Here is an 18790-nt window from a genome sequence, read left to right as displayed (position 1 = left end):
TGGCAAGGTTGCCGTAAAAATGAAACATTGCTTGGTAAAACACCAAACTTCTTCTGCTTTCATATAAAACTGATCCCGGGCAACAAATTTCCTAAAAACATGGACTAATCTTGCTGTTTTTCATGTGAAACATGAGGTTTCAGTGATACATTTCTCTCTGGCTACGACCTGAAGAGAAAGAATCGAGCGCAACAATGCTTTCCAGCTCCCCAACAGTGCCCTTACCAACATCGCATCACGCGGCAAACCTCCTGCTGGAAGAAGCGGGCGATGTGGTGTTCAGGCTGAATCTGATGGGTCACATTCTCTTCGCCAGCCAGCGTGCTGCAAATTTGCTGCGCAATGGACAGGAACTGGAAGGCCAGCCCCTCCTCGCATTGATCTGTGAACTGGATCATGCGGCACTGAGGTCTGCCCTTTCCGACTCCACTCAGGCGCGCGGCCCGCACCGCGCCGAAGTCCGCTTCAAAACCCCCGAGCAGGACATCCGCTTCGAACTGCGTATCAGCAGCTACGCCACCGATAGCAAGTCTTTCGAATTGCTGGTGGTTGGCCGCGACATGACGGCCCAGCACGGGACCGAAGAACGCTTGCGCCACATGGCTACCCACGACGGCCTGACCGGGCTGCCAAACCGCCTGCTGTTGTCGGATCGCCTGCGACTGACCATCGCCCAGGCCCGCCGCTCCGGCCAGGGTTTTGCGGTGGCGACCATTGGCCTCGACAGCTTCAAGAAAGTAAACGATGGCCTGGGCCATCCGGTCGGCGATGCGGTGCTGAAAATGGCCGCGGCGCGCCTGTGCAAAACCCTCCGTGATAGCGATACCCTGGCGCGCGTTGGCGGCGATGAATTCGTCGCCGTGCTGCCGGGCACTTATAACGAGGCGCAAATCAAGCTGGTCACCGGCCGCCTGCTCGCCACATTGCAGTCGCCGTTCGAGGTGGAGCAGCACACGATCTATGTCAGCGCTTCGCTCGGCGTGTCGGTCTATCCCGAGCACGCGGAAGACGAGGTGCGCCTGGTCGCCCTGGCCGATGCAGCCATGTCGCGCGCCAAGGAAACCGGCAAGGCGCGCTGCGTGGTCTACAGCCAGCGCCAGAGCGGCCCGCCGGAGCATGATATTTCGCTCGAAGCGGCCATGTTCCAGGCGGTGCGCGAAGGCGAATTCCTGTTGTATTACCAGCCTATCGTCAACTCCGGCACGCGCGAGATCGAAGGCTTCGAAACGCTGATGCGATGGAAGCACCCTGCCCTCGGCATGGTCCCGCCGGCCCGCTTCATTCCGATCGCGGAAACCAATGGCCTGATCAACCTGCTCGGCGCATGGGCGCTGAAATCGGCTTGCGTGCAGCTGAAGCAGTTCCAGGAAGTGGCAAAACGGCCGCTCTACATCTCTGTGAACATCAGCCCGCGACAATTCCGCAACGACAAATTCCTCGATGTACTCGACGACGCGTTGGCCTTCTCTGGCCTGCCAGGCGACCAACTGGTGTTGGAAATTACCGAAGGCACACTGATGATCGATCCTGCGCACGCCGGGACGATCCTTGCCAGAATGACTGAACGCCAAGCCCGCATCGCGATCGACGACTTCGGCACCGGCTATTCCTCCTTGTCCTACTTGAAACGCTTCCCGATTTCCGTGCTGAAGATCGACCGCACCTTCATCCGCGACCTGCCCGGTTCGGAAAAGGATGGCGCGATCTGCAATGCGGTGCTGGATTTGGCCAAGCACCTGGACTTGTCCGTCGTGGCGGAAGGCGTGGAGACCGAAGAGCAGATGCACTATGTCGCACGGCGCGGCTGCCAATACGTGCAAGGCTTCCTGACCGGCCGGCCAATGGCGGCGCACACCGCCATGGCTGCGCTGAAAGAGCGCACTTACGCATCGCTGATGACCGAAGAACCGCGGCAGGTGGTCCAATGAGCGAATTGCGCGAACAGACCCTGGCCGCGTTGTGGGAACGCACGCGCCAGCAAGGCGACATGCCTGGCTTCGCCAAGGCGATTACCGCCATCCTGGGCGCCATGCGCGGCGAGGACGACAAAGAGTTCGACATGGCGCGCACCGTGCTGTCGGACCCTGTCCTGACGCAGAAAGTCCTGCGCCTTGCCAATAGCGGCATGTATTCCGCTTTCGGCCAGCAAATCAATACCGTCAGCAAGGCCATGCTGGTGCTGGGTACGGAAGCCATCGGCCATCTGGCCTTGGGCCTGAAGCTGATCGAAGAGCTGTCTGTGGTATCGCCGGACTCCGGCCTGGCCCACATTGAAATGGAAAAGGCCGTCCTGGCCGGCATCGTCGCGCGCGAAGTTTCAGCCACTGCAGGGAACCGTCATGGAGAAGAAGCCGTGGTCTGCTCCATGCTGCAGACCCTGGGCCGCATGCTGCTCACCTTCTACATGCCGGAGCGCTGGACCGCGCTGCAGCAGGCCGCCGGCGACGGCAGGGAAGACAGCGCCGCAGTCGAAGTCCTGGGGCTGAGCTTGCAGGATATCGGCCGTGCCGCTGCCGCGCATTGGGGCATGCCTGAAAATCTGCTGTCGGGCATGCGCACCCTGGAACCGCCTGCCGACGACCTGCCGGCCGAGCCGCTCAGCGCTGAAGACTGGGTGGCAGGCGTTTCGACCATGTCCTGCATTTGTGCCGGCGCACTGTGGCACGACAGCGAAGAAGGCGCGGCGGAAGTCAGGCGCGTCACCGCCCGCTACTCGGCCATGATTGGCGTCAGCACCGACAAGCTGGCATTGGCCATCGAACAAGCCAAGGTCATTGCAGCGACCGACCTGTCGATTGCGCCGCTTTCCAAGCCGGCCGAACGCCGCGCGAAGACATTGGCGCAAACCCGCCAGCGCGCCGCCGGCAACAACATCCTGCTCAGCGGCCTGGCCGATATGCGCGATTCGCTCGACACGGCCAGTGCCGGCCAGATGGTTTCGATCGCGCTGGAAACCGTGTTCAAGGGCTTGCAGTTCTCCCGCGCAGTGGCCTTCGTGCGCAACCGCCGCGACAACAAATATGCGGCGCGCATGTGCCTGGGCGAAGGCGTGCGCGAGCAGCTGCCGGCCATGCAGTTTGCCGATGCCTACGAACCGAACGTGTTTCATGCCGCCTTGAGCAGCGACCGTGTGATCTTCATCGAGAATGCGGGCGATCCGAAATTCGCGGCCAAGCTGCCGGCGTGGTGGCGCGATACGCTGAGCGATGCGCGCAGCTTCGTGATTTTTCCATTGTGCTCCAACGGCCAACCGACCGGTTTCCTGTACGGCGATTGGGACGATTCTTTCCCTGCCATCCATCTCAGTCCGACGGAATTCTCGCTGCTGAACGACATACGCTCGATGGTGGTGCGGGCGGCGGAGCGCCGCCATCAGATCGGAATCGTCAACCGCGCCGCCTGAGCTTTAACGCTGCCAGCGATAACTCAGTGCAGCGGCAACGGCGCCTGCCGCCACCAGTCCCGAGGCAACGTAGAAGATGAACTGCGGCCCCGCATTTTGCCAGACTTGCGTCAGCGCCAGGCTGCCGATACTGCCGCCAAGCCCATAAGAGATGCTGATGTAGAGGGCCTGCCCGCGCGCCTGCAACGGACCGTTGAACCAGCGCTGCATGGTCTGCACCGAAGCCGAGTGGTGCAATGCGAAAGTCGCCGCATGCATCACCTGGGCCGCCACCAGCAAAGCCAGCGACTGCGCACCGGCACCGATCAAGGCGAAACGCACCACGCCGAAGGCGAAGCAGGCATACATCAGCCGCTTCGCGCCCCAACGCCGGAACAAGGGAGCCTGATAATAGAAGCACAGTACTTCCGCCACCACGCCCACCGACCACATCAGCCCCGTCACGGTCTTGCTGTAGCCCTGTCTTTCCAGGTAAAGCGAGTAGAAGGTGTACAGCGCCGCGTGGGCCGACACCATCAGGGCGGTCGACGCAAAGAAGGCCAGCACTTCCTTCTTGCGCAGCACCGCCAGCAAGGCGGGCGGCTTGCCGGCATGGGTCAGGCGCGGCACGTCCTTCAAGCGGAAGGCGGCGCCTAGCACGCATACCAGCAGAGCGCCGCAGAACCAGACCAGGGCGCCAGTCCCCTGCCAATCCATCAGGAACGAGGCCAGCATCACCGTGACTATGAAGCCGATCGAACCCCACAGGCGAATGCGCCCGTAATAAGTCAGGTCGCCGCGCATCTCGGACAGCATCAGCGCTTCGCACATCGGCCCTTGCGCGCTGGTGAACAGGTTGAGCAACACCATCGCGGCAAAGAAATGCGCGAAGGTGGAACCAAAAATGAATCCGGAGAACGAAACCAGCGCCGCAATACCGGTCAGGCGCAGCACAAAGACGCGCCGTTCGGAATGGTCGGCTACATAGCCCCAGACGTTGGGGCCGAAGATCCGCAGCACCTGGATCAGCGACATCAGGACGCCGATCTGCGCTACCGACATCCCCTTGCCCTGGAAATACAGGCTGGCGTAAGTCGAAAAAGTACCGGCGTAAGCGTAATAACAGAAGAGGAAAAGCGCGAATCCGAAGGCCTGGGCCGGCAGCACGCTTACTGCGACGCCTTACCGATGTCGGGTGTGGTGACTTTGACGTCGCCGCACTGCGCGCGATGCATCAGCGCGTGATCCATCAGCACCAGGGCCAGCATCGCTTCCGCGATCGGCGTCGCGCGGATGCCGACGCAAGGATCGTGGCGGCCAAAGGTTTCCACCATCACCGGATTGCCTTCCTTGTCGATCGAACGGCGCGGCGTGCGGATCGAGGAAGTCGGCTTGATGGCGATCGACACGGTGATGTCCTGGCCGGTGGAAATACCGCCCAACACGCCGCCGGAGTTATTGCCGACAAAGCCTTCCAGGGTCAGTTCATCGCCATGCTCGGAACCGCGCTGCGCGACGCTGTCAAAGCCGGCGCCGATCTCGACACCTTTCACCGCATTGATGCCCATCATGGCGTAGGCGATGTCCGCATCCAGCTTGTCGTAGATCGGCTGGCCAAGGCCGACCGGCACATTGCGCGCCACCACGTCGATGCGGGCGCCAATGGAATCGCCGTCCTTGCGCAGGCTGTCCATATAGTCTTCCATGCGCTCGATCAGGGCCGCGTCGGACGTGGCAGCGAAGAACGGGTTGGAAGGCACGTGTTCGAAACTCTCGAACGGCACCTCAATCTCGCCCAACTGGCTCATGCAGCCGGCGAACTCGGTGCCGTATTTCTCTTTCAGCCACTTCTTGGCAATGGCCGCGGCGCCCACCACCGGCGCGGTCAGGCGCGCCGACGAACGGCCGCCGCCGCGCGGATCGCGCACGCCGTATTTATGCCAATAGGTGTAATCGGCGTGGCCGGGGCGGAAGCTCTCGGCAATATTGCCGTAGTCCTTGCTGCGCTGGTCTTCGTTCTTGATCAACAGCGCAATCGGCGTGCCGGTCGTCACGCCCTGGTAGACGCCGGACAGGATCTGCACCGTGTCCGGCTCCTGGCGCTGCGTCACATGGCGCGAAGTACCCGGCTTGCGGCGGTCCAGTTCGGGCTGGATGTCGGCTTCGGTCAGTGCCAGGCCAGGCGGGCAGCCGTCGATGACGCAGCCAATTGCAGGACCATGGGATTCGCCAAAGGTGGTGACGGTGAACAGCTTGCCAAAGGAATTGCCGGACATGATGACGATGAAGAAGGTGAATAGTAGCGGAAGAACTCCCCATTCTAACTCGATATGGCAAAACCCGCAGGAAGTAGCTTATTAAACTACAACTTTTATGAAACTAGCACGCCACTATTCGTTAACTTCCATGAAAGTGTTTTAATGGTCGTTCTCAGGAATAATTCGCTATATACTAAGTTGTAAGAACACCGAGACCCCTTGGAGAAGCGACACATGCCCCCTTCGATCACGGCGCCCGATGGCAGCCACGACGATCAGGACGATCTGGTTTTCTTAGAAGAGCATACGGCTCAGCCAGCTCTCCCCGCACAGCGCAATGTCTGGCGCGTGATGATTATCGATGACGACGAAGACGTCCATTCGACGACCACGTTCGCCCTCGGCAACCTGGACATGCAGCACCGCCCCCTGGAATTCGTGCACGCCTATTCCGCCGCGCAGGCGCGCGAAATGCTCAAGCACGAACAGGAAATCGCCGTGATCCTGCTTGACGTCGTGATGGAGCAGGATGACGCCGGTTTGCACCTGGTGCGTTATATCCGCGAAACACTGAAACTTGCCGACGTGCGCATCATCCTGCGCACCGGCCAGCCCGGCTACGCGCCGGAGATCGACGCCATCCGCGATTTCGACATCAACGATTACAAGACCAAGTCGGAACTGACCCGCATCAAGCTGTTCACCACCGTGACCGCAGCGATCCGCTCATACGAACAGATCCGCAACATCAACGAAAGCCGCCGCGGCCTGGCCCGCATCGTGCACTCCAGCACTGAACTGATGGCGCTGCATGGCGTGCAGAATTTCGCCTCCGGCGTGCTGTCGCAGATCGCAGAACTGCTGGGCCAGGAAGCGCACGGCGTGCTGTGCGTGCAGGAATGCCCGGATGCCGGATGCCACGAACTGGTCGTGATGGCGGCCAGCGGCAACCACCAGAACCTGTCCAATTCGCAGCTCACCGCAAACGAAGACCCGCGCGTGCACAAGGCGATGGAAGAGTGCCTGGCCGCGCGCCGCAATGTCTATTGCGGCGACAGCATCGTGCTGTACTTTGCCGGCAAGGCCAGCCGCACCTTCGTCGCTTTCATGGACGTTTCGCGTTCACCGAGCCCGCTGGAAGAAAGCCTGCTGGAAGTCTTCTGCAGCAACGTCGCCGTGGGTCTCGACAATGTGGAACTGGTGTCGCACCTGCATACCGCGGCCTTCTACGATAACTTGTCGAAGCTGCCGAACCGCACGCGCCTGATCGAGATCCTCGACGCCACGCTGGCCGGACCGGCCAAGCAGGACGCCACCCTTTGCCTGGTCGACCTCGACCACTTTGCCGAAACCAACGATGCGCTGGGCCACGAATTCGGCGACCTGCTGCTGTCCGCGGTTGCAGCGCGCCTGCAGAATAGCCTCGGCAAGCAATTGACCGTGGCGCGCATTGGCGGCGATATTTTCTGCGTGCTGGGCGACGCCGGCCAGGTCAATCCGGGCAATATCATCGGCCAGTTCACGACGCCGTTCAGCATCGACGGCCAGGACGTGCAACTCTCCGCCACCCTGGGCCTGGTACGCCTGCTGGAACACGACGGCAGCGGGGCCGATGCGCTGAAGGATGCCGATATCGCGCTGAAGCGCGCCAAGACGCAGCAGCGCGCCGGCCACTTCTACTTCTCGCGCAGCATGGGCGTGGAAATCCGAGAACGCGTGCGCATGATGCACGCCCTGCGCACCGGTTTCAGCCAGAACCAACTCTTTGTTGTCTATCAACCTCAAGTCGACCTGGATTCGCGCCGGCCAATGGGGGCGGAAGCCTTGCTGCGCTGGCAGACGCCGGACGGCAAATTCGTGTCGCCCGACCGTTTCATTCCCATCGCCGAATATTCGGGCCTGATCATCGACCTGGGCGAATGGGTCATGCGCACCTCGATGCAGGAACTGGTGGCCTTGCGCGCGGCGGGCCACACCGAGTTCACCATGTCGATCAACGTATCGCAGGTGCAGTTCCGCCATCCGCATTTCCTCGAAATGCTGCGCAACGCACTGCACGATACGGGCGCGCCTCCCGAGTATGTGGAGCTTGAAATCACCGAATCGATGGCAATGGAAGAACCGGACATGCTGATCAGGATGCTGGCACAGATCAAGCAGACCGGCGTGACCATCGCGATTGACGATTTCGGCACCGGCTTCTCTTCCCTGTCCTACCTGCAGCGCCTGCAGGTCGACCGCCTGAAGATCGACCGTGCATTCGTCACCGAGATCACCAATTCCGCGCGCGGCAGCAGCATTGCCGAAATGGTCGTGCAACTGGGCCGCAACCTGGGCTTGGCCGTCATTGCGGAGGGTGTCGAAGACGAGCGTCAGGCCCAGATCCTACACACCCTGGGCTGCCCATTGGGCCAGGGCTTCCTGTTCGCGCGGCCGATGACCGGCGAAGCCCTGGTTGGGTGGCTAAGCGACGACGCCATGGCGGGCGTCGCGTAAACAAAAAAAAAGATCGAAAAAAATGGGGTACGTCCCCATTTTTTTCGATCCCATTTTTTATCTCAGCTCTCCGACTTTTCTTCTTCCTCGGCCGGCCAATCGCGGATATAGGCTTTCAGCATGCGGTTCTCGAAGCTTTGCGCTTCCAGCACGGCGCGCGCCACGTCGTAGAACGAGATCACGCCCAGCAGGGTCTTGGCGTTCATCACCGGCAGGTAGCGCGCATGCTTTTCCAGCATGATGCGGCGTACTTCGTTGACTTCGGTGTCGGGGGTTACCGTGATCGGGTGATCGTCCATGTGCTTGCGCACGGTGCCGCCGCCGACCGAGCCCTGGTTCGCGTGCAGCGCCTTCAGCACTTCGCGGAACGTGAGCATGCCAACCAGGTCACCGTATTCCATCACCACCAGCGAGCCGATGTCCCGTTCGGCCATGGTATTTGCCGCTTCGACCAGCGGCTGGTCCGGAGTGATCGTGTAGAGGATGTTCCCTTTGACTTGGAGGATTTCAGATACTTTCATTTTGGGCCGTCCTGTCCGGTGGTGATTATGGTTTTATTGTAAGCCTTACCATCGAATTTAGCGTATGCCAAGCGAAAAATCCAGAGTTGGATTAATCAAAACGCAACAGTATTCACAAGCTAAATAACACGATAGCATGGCAACCATGACAACGCCAAATTATCCCGGGTTCGATACCCTCGCCCTGCACGCGGGTGCCACGCCGGATCCATCCACCGGCAGCCGCGCAACCCCGATCCATTTCACGTCGTCCTTTGCTTTCCGCGATTCGGACCATGCGGCCGCCCTGTTCAATATGGAACGGGCCGGCCATGTCTATTCGCGCATCTCCAACCCGACCAATGCGGTGCTGGAAGAGCGCATGGCGGCACTGGAAGGCGGCGTGGCGGGCATTGCCACCGCCAGCGGCCAGGCGGCCATGCACCTGGGATTGGCCACCATTGCCGCTGCGGGCTCGCATATCGTCGCGTCGCGGGCGCTGTACGGCGGCTCGCACAACCTGCTGGGCTATACGCTGAAGCGCTTCGGCATCGAGACCACCTTTGTCGATCCGCGCGACCTGGACGCCTGGCGCGCCGCGATCCGGCCGAACACCAAGGTGCTGTTTGGCGAAACACTGGGCAATCCGGGCCTGGACGTGCTGGACATCCCCAGCGTGGCCGCGATCGCGCATGAGACACACCTGCCGCTGATGGTCGATTCGACCTTCACCACGCCCTACCTGCTGCGGCCATTCGAGCATGGCGCCGACCTGGTGTTCCATTCCGCCACCAAATTCCTGTGCGGGCACGGCACCGCGATCGGCGGCGTCCTGGTCGATGGCGGCACTTTCGACTGGCAGGCGGCCTACGAGGCTAGCGGGCGCTTTGCCGAGCTGTGCGAGCCCTATGACGGCTTCCACGGCATGGTATTTGCCGAAGAATCGACCGTGGCGCCGTTTGCACTGCGGGCGCGGCGCGAGGGTCTGCGCGATTTCGGCGCGGCCATGAGCCCGCACAATGCCTTTGCCATCCTGCAGGGCGTGGAAACGCTGGCCGTGCGCATGGACCGGCATGTCGCCAACACGCGCCGGGTGGCGCAATTCCTGCTCGCCAATCCGGCCGTCGAATCGGTCATCTACCCCGAACTGGAGAGCCACCCCGACCGCGCATTGGCAGCCAGGCTGCTGCCGAAGGGCGCCGGTGCCGTGCTCTCATTCACCTTGAAGGGCGACCGCGCAGCCGGCAAGCGCTTTGTCGACAGCTTGAAGGTGTTCTCGCACCTGGCCAACGTGGGCGATGCCCGTTCGCTGGTAATCCACCCTGCTTCGACCACGCATTTCCGCGTGCCGGCCGAACAGTTGGCGGCCGCGGGGCTCGCCGAAGGCACCATGCGGCTGTCGGTCGGGCTGGAGGATGCCGACGACCTGCTCGAAGACTTGGCGCGCGGGCTCAAAGCCTCGCAGAAAGGGGCTTGAGCATGATGTTCGGCGATTCGTACTGCTATACCGGCGGCAAGGCGTTCGACCCGGCGCAGCCGACGGTGGTCATGCTCCACGGCGCACAGAACGACCATTCGGTCTGGGCGCTGCAATCGCGCTACCTCGCGCATCACGGCTATGGCGTACTGGCCGTGGACTTGCCGGGCCATGGCCGCAGCCGTGGCACCGCCTTGCGCAGCGTGGAAGCAATGGCCGCCTGGGTCCTGTCGCTATTGGACGCGGCGGGCGTCGGGCAAGCGGCCTTGGTTGGCCACAGCATGGGTGCCTTGATCGCACTGGAAACCGCCCACCGCGCACCGGAACGCATCACGCGCCTGGCGCTGCTCGGAGCCACCTATCCGATGAAGGTGTCCGATGCGCTGCTCACCGCCGCGCGGGAAGCCGAAGGCGATGCCATCGACATGGTCAATATCTGGTCGCACAGCTCTTACGCGCAAAAGCCGTCCTGCCCCGGTCCGGGATTTTATGTCGGCGGGATGTCCAAGCGCCTGATGGAGCGCATCTCGGCGCAAGGCGAAGACCTGCTGTTCCATACCGATTTCACGGCCTGCAACGGTTATGCAAACGGCGACGCTGCAGCGGCGAGTGTGCGCTGCCCGGTGCAGTTCATCTTCGGCAGCAAGGACATGATGACGCCGCCGCGCAGCAGCAAGGCGTTGCTGGCGGCGCTACCGGGGGCCAGGACCGTGACGGTCGATGCCGGCCACCAGATGATGGCCGAACAGCCCGACGCGGTGCTGGACGCGCTACTGGCCTTCCTGCGCTGAACTATCCCTGGGCTATCCCTGGGCCGCTTCGAAATGCTCGCCCAGCGTGGCGCCGAGCCCTGACTCCACGGCGCTTTCTACCTGGCGCGCCAGGGCTGCGGCCTCACGGCTGGCCTGGCGATCCATTTCATCATCCGAGTCGGCCAGCACACCGGCATTGAGCGACATGCCGCCAAACACGAACAAGCGGTAGACGTCGGCCACCGTGATCTTGTGGACATTGGCCAGCAAGACCCAATTGTCCGCGCCTTCGCTGACGCGTTTGCCGAACTGCACGCGCGGCGGCGGCGCGATCTTCACCTTTGCCACCCAGCCCGGCACCAGCATCTTCTCCAGCAAGGCATCCATCTCGTCGAAACCGAGACGGGTGCGGCCGCGTATCTCGGCCGAGCTGACGGCCGCGTTATCGCCCTGCTCGCGCGCTTCATGCAGCACTTTCAGCACCGCCATGGCATCGACAAATTCACCGCCCGGCACCGCCTCGTGCCACCAGCGCTCGTACTTCACCACCGGCAGCGCTGCCGTCAGCAAGGCCCCCAGCAGCGTAATCAGCCAGGAAACGTAGATCCACAACAGGAACAATGGCAAGGCCGCCAGTGCGCCATAGATTTTCGAATAGGTCGGCGCTTGCGTAATGAAGACCGCAAACCCGCGCTTGGCCAATTCGAACGAGACCGCTGCCAGCGCGCCGCCGCAGATCGCATCGCGCCAGTCGACCATCCGGTTCGGCACCGTGATATAGAGGAAAGTGAAGGACAGTGTGGTCAGCAGGACCGACAGCAGCGTATAAAAAATCGGCCCGGTCACCGATCCGACCAAGCCGCTGGTGGCATCGAACAAGTGGGTCGACAAGCTGATCGACACGCCGATCAGCAGCGGACCAAGGCTGATCAGTGCCCAGTACACCAGCACCCGCCGCACCAGCCGGCGCTCGGTCTTGACACGCCAGATACGGTTGAAGGCGCGCTCGATCATGCTCAACATCGCCACGGACGTCAGCACCAGCGTCACCGCCCCCACCGCCGACAGGCGCGTCGCTTTTGCGGCAAACGTGGTCAGGTAACCCATGATCGTGCTGGAAATCGCCTTCGGCATCACACTCTTGATGAAATACGCTTCCAGTGCTGTGCGGAAGGTATTGAACATCGGGAAAGTGGTAAAGATTGCCAGCGCGATCGTCAGCACTGGTACCAGCGCAAAAACGGTGGTAAACGTCAGGCCGCCCGCCACCTGGGGCAGGCTTTCTTCGCGCAAGCGGCGACGCGCGAACTGGACCAGGTCATGCAGCTCGGTCCAGGACAAGGCGCGCAGCTCAGCCACGCCTTTGGTGCAGGCGCGGGCCACGTTGGTGTAAAGGGACTTAAAAACCATCAGTAAAGCTTATTAGTCATGCAACTCGTGCAAAGGGCCATATAATATCAATGATGAACAGAACTAACCTCACAATTCTAATTTTGTATTATTCAAGGCACGGATCCGTACGCAAACTGGCGGAAATGATTGCCCAAGGTGTTGAATCGGTACCGGGCTGCGACGCCCGCCTGCGTACCGTGCCGGCCGTTTCCACCGTCACGGAAGCGACCGAACCTGAAGTACCGCTGGACGGCGCGCCCTATGTCGAATTGCAGGACCTGGACGAATGCGACGCCTTGGCGCTGGGCTCCCCGACCCGCTTCGGCAATATGGCGGCGGCGATGAAGTATTTTTGGGATGGAACGTCGGCGCACTGGCTGTCCGGCACCCTGTCCGGCAAGCCGGCCTGCGTTTTCACCTCGACCGGCAGCCAGCATGGCGGCCAGGAGTCGACCTTGCTGACGATGATGGTGCCCTTGCTGCACCATGGGATGATGGTGATGGGCCTGCCCTATACCCATCCGGAACTGATGACGACGACCAGCGGCGGCTCGCCTTACGGCGCCACCCACTGGTCGGGGCTGGACGGCAAGAAGCCGTTCACGGATGATGAGAAACGCCTGGCGCTCGCGATGGGCCGCCGGCTGGCCGAAGCGGCCGTCAAGCTGCGGGGACAATAAAAAATGAACAGTACCAAGCACAAACTTTTCCATTGGGGCGCCATCGCCAGCCTGGCCTTGCTCATTGTCTGGAGCGTGGCCTGGGAAATGTGGCTGTCGCCCTTGAAACCGGGTGGGTCCTGGCTGGTGCTGAAGGCGGTACCGCTGCTATTCCCGCTGCTGGGCGTGATCAAGCGCGATATCTACACGCTGCAGTGGACCTCGATGATGATTTTGATTTACTTCATCGAAGGCGTGGTGCGCGCATACGGCGACAAGGTGACGCCGTGGCTGGGTTGGGGCGAAGTGGCGATTGTGGTGGCCTATTTCCTGTGCGCCATCCTGTACGTGCAGCCATATAAGAAGGCAGCCAGGCAGGCAGCCCGCGAATTGCTGGAAAAGGTCAACACCAGCAAGACCAAGTAATCATGGATAATTCCGCTTTCCTCGGCGCTTGCCGCGCCTTGCTGGGCGACGCGCACGTCATTTCCGATGAGGCGGGCATGGCGCCGTTCCTGCGCGATTGGCGCGGACGCTTTACCGGCCGTGCACTGGCTGTGCTGCGGCCCTCCGATACCGAACAAGTCGCCGCAACCGTCAAACTATGTGTTGAAGCGCGGGTCCCGCTCGTGCCGCAAGGCGGCAACACCGGGCTGGTGCTGGGCAGCGTGCCAGATGCCAGCGGCACCGCTGTGGTGCTGTCGCTGGCGCGCATGCAGAAGATACGCAAGGTCGATCCGGTCAACCGCACCATGACGGTCGATGCCGGCGTGATCCTGCAGCACGCGCAGGAGGCGGCGGCCGCGGAGGGTTGCCTGTTCCCTCTCTCGCTAGCGGCGGAAGGCAGCTGCACCATTGGCGGCAACCTGTCCACCAATGCCGGCGGCACCGGCGTACTTCGTTATGGCAATACGCGTGAACTGTGCCTGGGGCTGGAAGTCGTCACGCCGCAAGGCGAGATCTGGTCAGGGCTGCGCGGACTGCGCAAGGACAATACCGGCTACGACCTGCGCGACCTGTTCATCGGTGCCGAGGGCACGCTCGGCATCATTACCGGCGCGGTGCTCAAGCTGTATCCGCAGCCCAAGGCGTCTGTGACGGCGCTGGCCGCAATGGAGTCGCCCGCCGCGGCATTGCGCCTGCTGTCGATCATGCAGGACCATTGCGGCGCGAGCCTGACCGGCTTTGAGCTGATGTCGGCGTTTTGCCTGCGGCTGGTGGCCAGGCATTTCCCGGCGCTGCCGCAGCCTTTGGCCGACGGCCATGAGCAATATGCCTTGCTGGAACTCTCCAGCAGCGAATCGGAAACCCACGCGGCGGCGCTGCTCGAACGCGCGCTGGGTGCGGCCCTCGGCGAAGGCGTAGTGCAGGACGCGGTCGTCGCCAGTTCCGCCGCACAATCGCGCGGGCTGTGGGACCTGCGGGAGCACATTCCGCTGGCCCAAGCTGCCGACGGCAAGAACATCAAGCACGATATTTCGCTGCCGGTATCGTCGATCGCCGATTTCATCGCCGGCACGGAACCGCGATTGCAGTCGGCCTTCCCCGGCTGCCAGCTGGTGTGTTTCGGCCACCTTGGCGATGGCAACCTGCATTTCAACGTTGCGCCGCCAGCCGGCGTGGCACATGAAGACTTCCTGCAAAGCCAGGAGGCGGTCAACCGTGTGGTGCACGACGCAGTCGCTTCATTCGGCGGTTCGATTTCGGCCGAACATGGGATAGGCGCGTTGAAGCGTGATGAACTGGCGCGTTACAAGTCGCCGGTGGAGTTGAACCTGATGCGGGCGATCAAGGCCGCATTGGATCCTTTGGGCCTCATGAATCCAGGGAAAATACTATGAAACTCCTGCCCTTGCTGCTGATGGCGATGGCGCTTCCTGCGGGGGCGCAAGCCCTGCACAAGTGCACCATCGATGGAAAAGTAAGCTACTCGCAGCAGCCATGCGAGAAGGGCGTCGCCAGTACAATTGAGGTACCGGCGGCTCCCGCCCCTGATCCGGCCGCGGCGGCAAACCTGAAACGCCAGGAACGCGAGGCTGAAAAAATGGCCACGCAGCGCCGCAAGCGCGAGGCCCGCGAGGAGCGCGAAAGCCTGGCCGAGGCGCGGGCCGTTGCCAGCCACAACAAGAAATGCAAGAAGCTCCAGATGCAGCAGAAATGGGCGGAGGAAGATGCGCGCGGCGCCACGCTTCAGAATACGGAACGCGCCAGGCTGAAATCCAGGCGCGCGGCCGACATGTACCATCTGGAATGCGGCGGCTGACGCGCTGGCTGGCGGTTGGAGAGTGGCGCGCGCATCCGGTGCGTGCGCTGACCGCCGTCGCGGCGATTGCGATCGGGGTGGCGTTGGGGTTTGCCATCCATCTGGTCAACGCGGCGGCGCTGAACGAATTCACTACTGCCGTCCATAGCCTGTCCGGCCAGGCCGATATCCAGGTGAGCGGCACGGAGGCAACATTCGACGAGGCGGTCTATCCGGTTCTCGCGCGCCTGGCGGAGGTGGCTGTGGCGTCGCCGGTGCTGGAATTCGATGCCTCGATGCCGGGTTCGCGGCAAGCCTTGAAAGTCATTGGGCTGGACGTGTTCCGCGCAGGGTTTATCACGCCGGACCTGGTCGGGGCACCGGAAGAAGATCTCCCTTACGATACGCTGGCTGACGATGCGATCTTCCTGTCGCCGGCGGCCATGAGCTGGCTGCAATCGCGGCCTGGCGGCGAGCTTCGCCTGCAGGCCGGCAGCAAGGTGGCGGTCCTCCGCGTGGCAGGTTCGCTGCAGCGTGCGCGTGTCGGGCAACGCTTCGCGGTCATGGATATCGCAGCCGCCCAGTGGCAATTCCAGCACCTGGGTAAATTGTCGCGCGTGGACCTGAAGCTGCGTGATGGCGTGGATCGCGGCGCATTCGAGCGCTCATTGTCGGCAGGGCTGGAACGCGAGTTTCCCGGCCGGTTCCGGGTCGGCCAGCCGAACGACGCGGAGCAGGAAAGCCGCAACGCGAACCTGAGCCGGGCTTATCGCGTGAACCTGAGCGTGTTGGCATTGGTTGCGCTGTTCACCGGCGCTTTCCTGGTGTTCTCATCGCAGGCGCTGTCGGTCCTGCGGCGGCGCAGTGAATTCGCGCTGCTGCGGGTGCTGGGGCTGGAGCGTCGCCAATTGATCCGCCAGGTGCTGCTGGAAGGCGCGTTGTTGGGCAGCATAGGTTCGGTGCTGGGCGTGGCTGGCGGCTATGCGCTGGCGGCCGCCGTTTTGCGGCTGTTTGGCGGCGACCTTGGCGCCGGCTACTTTGCCGGCGTCCAGCCAAGCGTGCAATGGGCGCCCGCCGCAGCGCTGGCCTACTTTGCCCTCGGCCTGGGCGTAGCCTTGCTTGGCGGCTTGGCGCCGGCCATCGACGCAGCCCGGGCGCGGCCGGCCGTCGCGCTCAAGGCGGGCACCGACGAAACCGCGTTGCGGCCGCTGGCGCGCCCCTGGCCCGGCCTTGCCTGCCTCGCTTTGGCCGGCGCCATGACGTTCGCGCCGCCGGTATGCGAGTTGCCGCTCTTCGGCTACCTCTCCATCGCCCTGCTCCTGGTCGGCGCCATCGCCTTGATGCCGCGGTTGTCCGGGATGACGTTCACCGCCCTCGCGCGCAGTCAAGGGGCCACGCCAGTGCGCGCACTGGCCCTGGCACGGCTGGCCAATGCATCGGGCCAGGCCGGCATCGCGCTGGGCGGCGTGCTGGCAAGCTTCAGCCTGATGGTGGCGATGGCAATCATGGTTGCCAGCTTCCGTACCTCAGTCGACGAATGGGTGCTGCGCATCCTGCCCGCCGACGTGTACGCGCGCAGCGCGTCGGCCGGCGCCACCGGCGGTCTCTCGCCGGCCGAGCAGGATACCTTGCGCGCGGTCCCCGGCATCGCCCGTATTGACTTCCTGCGCGTGCGCTCGGTCTCGCTTGACCCCGACCGCGCCAACATCGCCGTCCTGGCACGCGACGTCGACCCCGCCGATCCAGGCCGGGCAATGGTCCTGGTCGAAGGTTCGGTGCACGCGGCGACCGCCTCGCCTGCGGATGCCGCAGCGGCCGCGCTGCCGCCGGCCTGGGTATCGGAAGCCATGGCCGACCTGTACAGCCTGCAGGCCGGAGCCGTGCTGCGCCTGCCCCTGCAAGGCCAGCAACGCGAATTCCGCGTCGCCGGCATATGGCGCGACTATGCCCGCGCCGGTGGCGCCGTGATCGTGCGCCGCTCCGACTACATGGCCCTGACCGGCGACCGCGACGCCGGTGACGCCGCCATCTGGCTCGCCAAAAACGCCAGCGCGGCCCAGGTGCAGGAAAACATCCGCAAACTGCCCTTCGGCGAGCTGGTCGAAACCAGCGTTCCCTCCGAAATCCGCAACCTGACGCTGAAAATCTTCGACCGCAGTTTCGCCGTCACCTACCTGCTGGAGGCCATCGCCATCGTCATCGGCCTGTTCGGCGTCGCCGCCACCTTCTCGGCCCAGACCCTGGCCAGGGCGCGCGAATTCGGCATGCTGCGCCACGTCGGCGTCACGCGCGGCCAGGTGCTTGGCATCCTGGCGCTGGAAGGCGCCGCACTGACCAGCCTCGGCATCCTGGCCGGCTTCGCACTCGGCTGGGTCATCAGCCTGGTGCTGGTCCACGTCATCAACCCGCAATCCTTCCACTGGACGATGCAAATGCACTACCCTTGGCCGCTGCTGGCCACCGTTGCGCTGGCACTCTTGCTGTCTTCGGCGGCTACTGCGCTCATCGCGGGCCGGCAAGCCTTGTCCGGCAGCCCGATCCGCGCCGTCAGGGAGGATTGGTGATGCGCGCCCTGCTTTGCCTCCTGCTCGCGCTGGCAAGCGGCCTGCCGCTGCAGGCCGCAGACTTCACGCCGGTGACGCCCGGCGTCCGGCTCGAGTTTCCGCGCGACTTCGGCGCCCACCCCGGCTTCAAGACCGAATGGTGGTACGCCACCGGTTGGCTGGACACCAGCGACGGGCGCCAGCTCGGCTACCAGGTCACGTTCTTCCGCAGCAGCACCGGCCATGGCCGCGACAATCCCAGCCAGTTCGCGCCGAAGGACATCATTGTCGCCCACGTCGCACTTTCCGATACGGCGCAGGGCAAACTGCTGCACGACCAGCGTACCGCGCGCGCCGGCTTCGGCCTGGCGAGCGCCTCCACGCAGGATACCAACGTACAACTGGATGGCTGGCACATGCTGCGCGCCGAAGACGGCACTTATCATATCGACATCGACGCCGCCGAATTCGCGCTGGCGCTGAAGTTGCAGCCTACCCAGCCAGTGCTGCTGCAAGGCGACGCCGGTTTCTCTCGCAAAGGCCGCAACCCCGAGCAGGCGAGTTATTACTATAGCAAGCCCCAGCTGCGCACCAGCGGTACCCTGACCCGCCGCAACGGCGCGCCGCAGGCCGTGCAGGGCGTCACCTGGCTCGATCACGAATGGTCAAGCCAGGTACTCGATCCGGCTGCCGCGGGCTGGGACTGGGCCGGCCTCAATTTGAGCGACGGCGGCGCACTGATGGCATTCCAGATAAGGGACCGCCAAGGTGGTAAACTGTGGGGCCACGCGACATGGCGCGATGCATCCGGTAAGATCACGCACTATTCGCAGGACCAGGTCAGTTTTACCCCGCAGGTGCGATGGAAATCACCGCGCACCCAAGCCGAGTATCCCGTCGCCACCCTGATTTCCACCGGCCCTGAACAATGGCAGGTCAGTCCTTTGCAGCAGGACCAGGAGCTCGATTCGCGCCGCTCGACCGGCGCGGTGTATTGGGAAGGCGCGGTGACTGTCGCGCGCAACGGCAGGCCGGCGGGACGCGGCTACCTGGAGTTGACGGGCTATGTCCGTCCGATGAAACTTTGAA

General features: G+C 63.1%; 15 protein-coding genes. 11 read left to right on the top strand and 4 right to left on the bottom strand.

Annotated features, from left to right (window positions below):
• The first annotated feature begins 194 nt into the window (after positions 1-194).
• Both BM269_RS24875 and BM269_RS24870 read left to right on the top strand, forming a co-directional pair.
• Positions 195-1928, top strand: coding sequence for a putative bifunctional diguanylate cyclase/phosphodiesterase (locus BM269_RS24875; RefSeq protein WP_090443759.1), 1734 nt, complete (start codon positions 195-197; stop codon positions 1926-1928).
• The gene (locus BM269_RS24870) at positions 1925-3403 is read left to right on the top strand and encodes an HDOD domain-containing protein (RefSeq protein WP_229204792.1); all 1479 of its coding nucleotides are present in this window, start codon (positions 1925-1927) and stop codon (positions 3401-3403) included. The genes BM269_RS24875 and BM269_RS24870 overlap by 4 nt, the downstream gene beginning before the upstream one ends.
• A gap of 3 nt (positions 3404-3406) precedes the next feature.
• Here the strand turns inward: BM269_RS24870 and BM269_RS24865 are convergent, their stop codons facing one another.
• Together BM269_RS24865 and aroC are read right to left on the bottom strand one after the other, a co-directional pair.
• Positions 3407-4549 carry an MFS transporter gene (locus tag BM269_RS24865; RefSeq protein ID WP_229204791.1) on the bottom strand — a complete coding sequence of 381 codons (1143 nt, stop codon included), beginning with the start codon at positions 4547-4549 and terminating at the stop codon, positions 3407-3409.
• A gap of 2 nt (positions 4550-4551) precedes the next feature.
• Positions 4552-5658, bottom strand: coding sequence for a chorismate synthase (aroC, locus tag BM269_RS24860; protein WP_090443756.1), 1107 nt, complete (start codon positions 5656-5658; stop codon positions 4552-4554).
• Positions 5659-5874: 216 nt separating this feature from the next.
• On the opposite strand from aroC, the gene BM269_RS24855 reads away from it, so the two are divergent.
• A complete protein-coding gene (locus BM269_RS24855) occupies positions 5875-8136 on the top strand; it encodes a GGDEF/EAL domain-containing response regulator (protein ID WP_090443754.1) in 2262 nt (753 codons plus the stop codon).
• A 62-nt stretch (positions 8137-8198) separates the two neighbouring features.
• Here BM269_RS24855 and BM269_RS24850 read toward each other — a convergent pair whose 3' ends face one another.
• Positions 8199-8657, bottom strand: a complete 459-nt coding sequence (locus BM269_RS24850) for a CBS domain-containing protein (RefSeq protein WP_090443751.1) — start codon at positions 8655-8657, stop codon at positions 8199-8201.
• A gap of 145 nt (positions 8658-8802) precedes the next feature.
• Here BM269_RS24850 and BM269_RS24845 point away from each other — a divergent pair, with 145 nt between their 5' ends.
• Both BM269_RS24845 and BM269_RS24840 read left to right on the top strand, forming a co-directional pair.
• Entirely contained in the window at positions 8803-10113 is a 1311-nt protein-coding gene (locus tag BM269_RS24845; RefSeq protein ID WP_090443748.1) for an O-acetylhomoserine aminocarboxypropyltransferase, read from the top strand.
• Positions 10114-10115: 2 nt separating this feature from the next.
• Positions 10116-10904 (top strand): alpha/beta fold hydrolase, encoded by a 789-nt coding sequence (locus BM269_RS24840; RefSeq protein WP_090443745.1) that lies wholly within the window; start codon positions 10116-10118, stop codon positions 10902-10904.
• A gap of 12 nt (positions 10905-10916) precedes the next feature.
• Here BM269_RS24840 and BM269_RS24835 read toward each other — a convergent pair whose 3' ends face one another.
• On the bottom strand, positions 10917-12275 hold the full coding sequence (locus BM269_RS24835) for a YihY family inner membrane protein (RefSeq protein WP_090443743.1): 1359 nt from the start codon (positions 12273-12275) through the stop codon (positions 10917-10919).
• Positions 12276-12328: 53 nt separating this feature from the next.
• On the opposite strand from BM269_RS24835, the gene wrbA reads away from it, so the two are divergent.
• The 6 genes from wrbA to BM269_RS24805 are packed head-to-tail and all read left to right on the top strand — an operon-like array spanning position 12329 to position 18789.
• Positions 12329-12937, top strand: a complete 609-nt coding sequence (gene wrbA / locus BM269_RS24830) for an NAD(P)H:quinone oxidoreductase (RefSeq protein ID WP_090443858.1) — start codon at positions 12329-12331, stop codon at positions 12935-12937.
• Positions 12938-12940: 3 nt separating this feature from the next.
• Entirely contained in the window at positions 12941-13342 is a 402-nt protein-coding gene (locus BM269_RS24825; protein ID WP_090443740.1) for a DUF2069 domain-containing protein, read from the top strand.
• Between the two features lie 2 nt (positions 13343-13344).
• Complete coding sequence (locus BM269_RS24820) at positions 13345-14757, top strand: FAD-binding oxidoreductase (RefSeq protein WP_090443737.1); 1413 nt, start codon at positions 13345-13347, stop codon at positions 14755-14757.
• Positions 14754-15179, top strand: coding sequence for a DUF4124 domain-containing protein (locus BM269_RS24815; protein WP_090443734.1), 426 nt, complete (start codon positions 14754-14756; stop codon positions 15177-15179). The genes BM269_RS24820 and BM269_RS24815 overlap by 4 nt, the downstream gene beginning before the upstream one ends.
• Positions 15167-17722 (top strand): FtsX-like permease family protein, encoded by a 2556-nt coding sequence (locus BM269_RS24810; protein ID WP_090443731.1) that lies wholly within the window; start codon positions 15167-15169, stop codon positions 17720-17722. Before BM269_RS24815 ends, BM269_RS24810 begins: the two co-directional genes overlap by 13 nt.
• Positions 17722-18789, top strand: a complete 1068-nt coding sequence (locus BM269_RS24805) for a lipocalin-like domain-containing protein (RefSeq protein WP_090443728.1) — start codon at positions 17722-17724, stop codon at positions 18787-18789. Before BM269_RS24810 ends, BM269_RS24805 begins: the two co-directional genes overlap by 1 nt.
• Position 18790 lies beyond the last annotated feature (1 nt).

Source organism: Duganella sp. CF458, from assembly GCF_900113115.1.
Lineage (GTDB): Bacteria > Pseudomonadota > Gammaproteobacteria > Burkholderiales > Burkholderiaceae_D > Rugamonas.
This window is presented reverse-complemented; position numbering and strand designations above follow the sequence as displayed.

Bases quoted from the DNA above. Each gene is read 5' to 3' on its own strand.
- BM269_RS24855 (WP_090443754.1), top strand. From the start codon at position 5,875: ATGCCCCCTTCGATCACGGCGCCCGATGGCAGCCACGACGATCAGGAC.
- BM269_RS24875 (WP_090443759.1), top strand. From the start codon at position 195: ATGCTTTCCAGCTCCCCAACAGTGCCCTTACCAACATCGCATCACGCG.
- BM269_RS24815 (WP_090443734.1), top strand. From the start codon at position 14,754: ATGAAACTCCTGCCCTTGCTGCTGATGGCGATGGCGCTTCCTGCGGGG.
- aroC (WP_090443756.1), bottom strand. From the start codon at position 5,658: ATGTCCGGCAATTCCTTTGGCAAGCTGTTCACCGTCACCACCTTTGGC.
- BM269_RS24850 (WP_090443751.1), bottom strand. From the start codon at position 8,657: ATGAAAGTATCTGAAATCCTCCAAGTCAAAGGGAACATCCTCTACACG.
- BM269_RS24835 (WP_090443743.1), bottom strand. From the start codon at position 12,275: ATGGTTTTTAAGTCCCTTTACACCAACGTGGCCCGCGCCTGCACCAAA.
- BM269_RS24810 (WP_090443731.1), top strand. From the start codon at position 15,167: ATGCGGCGGCTGACGCGCTGGCTGGCGGTTGGAGAGTGGCGCGCGCAT.
- BM269_RS24820 (WP_090443737.1), top strand. From the start codon at position 13,345: ATGGATAATTCCGCTTTCCTCGGCGCTTGCCGCGCCTTGCTGGGCGAC.
- BM269_RS24845 (WP_090443748.1), top strand. From the start codon at position 8,803: ATGACAACGCCAAATTATCCCGGGTTCGATACCCTCGCCCTGCACGCG.
- BM269_RS24870 (WP_229204792.1), top strand. From the start codon at position 1,925: ATGAGCGAATTGCGCGAACAGACCCTGGCCGCGTTGTGGGAACGCACG.
- BM269_RS24825 (WP_090443740.1), top strand. From the start codon at position 12,941: ATGAACAGTACCAAGCACAAACTTTTCCATTGGGGCGCCATCGCCAGC.
- wrbA (WP_090443858.1), top strand. From the start codon at position 12,329: ATGAACAGAACTAACCTCACAATTCTAATTTTGTATTATTCAAGGCAC.
- BM269_RS24805 (WP_090443728.1), top strand. From the start codon at position 17,722: ATGCGCGCCCTGCTTTGCCTCCTGCTCGCGCTGGCAAGCGGCCTGCCG.
- BM269_RS24840 (WP_090443745.1), top strand. From the start codon at position 10,116: ATGATGTTCGGCGATTCGTACTGCTATACCGGCGGCAAGGCGTTCGAC.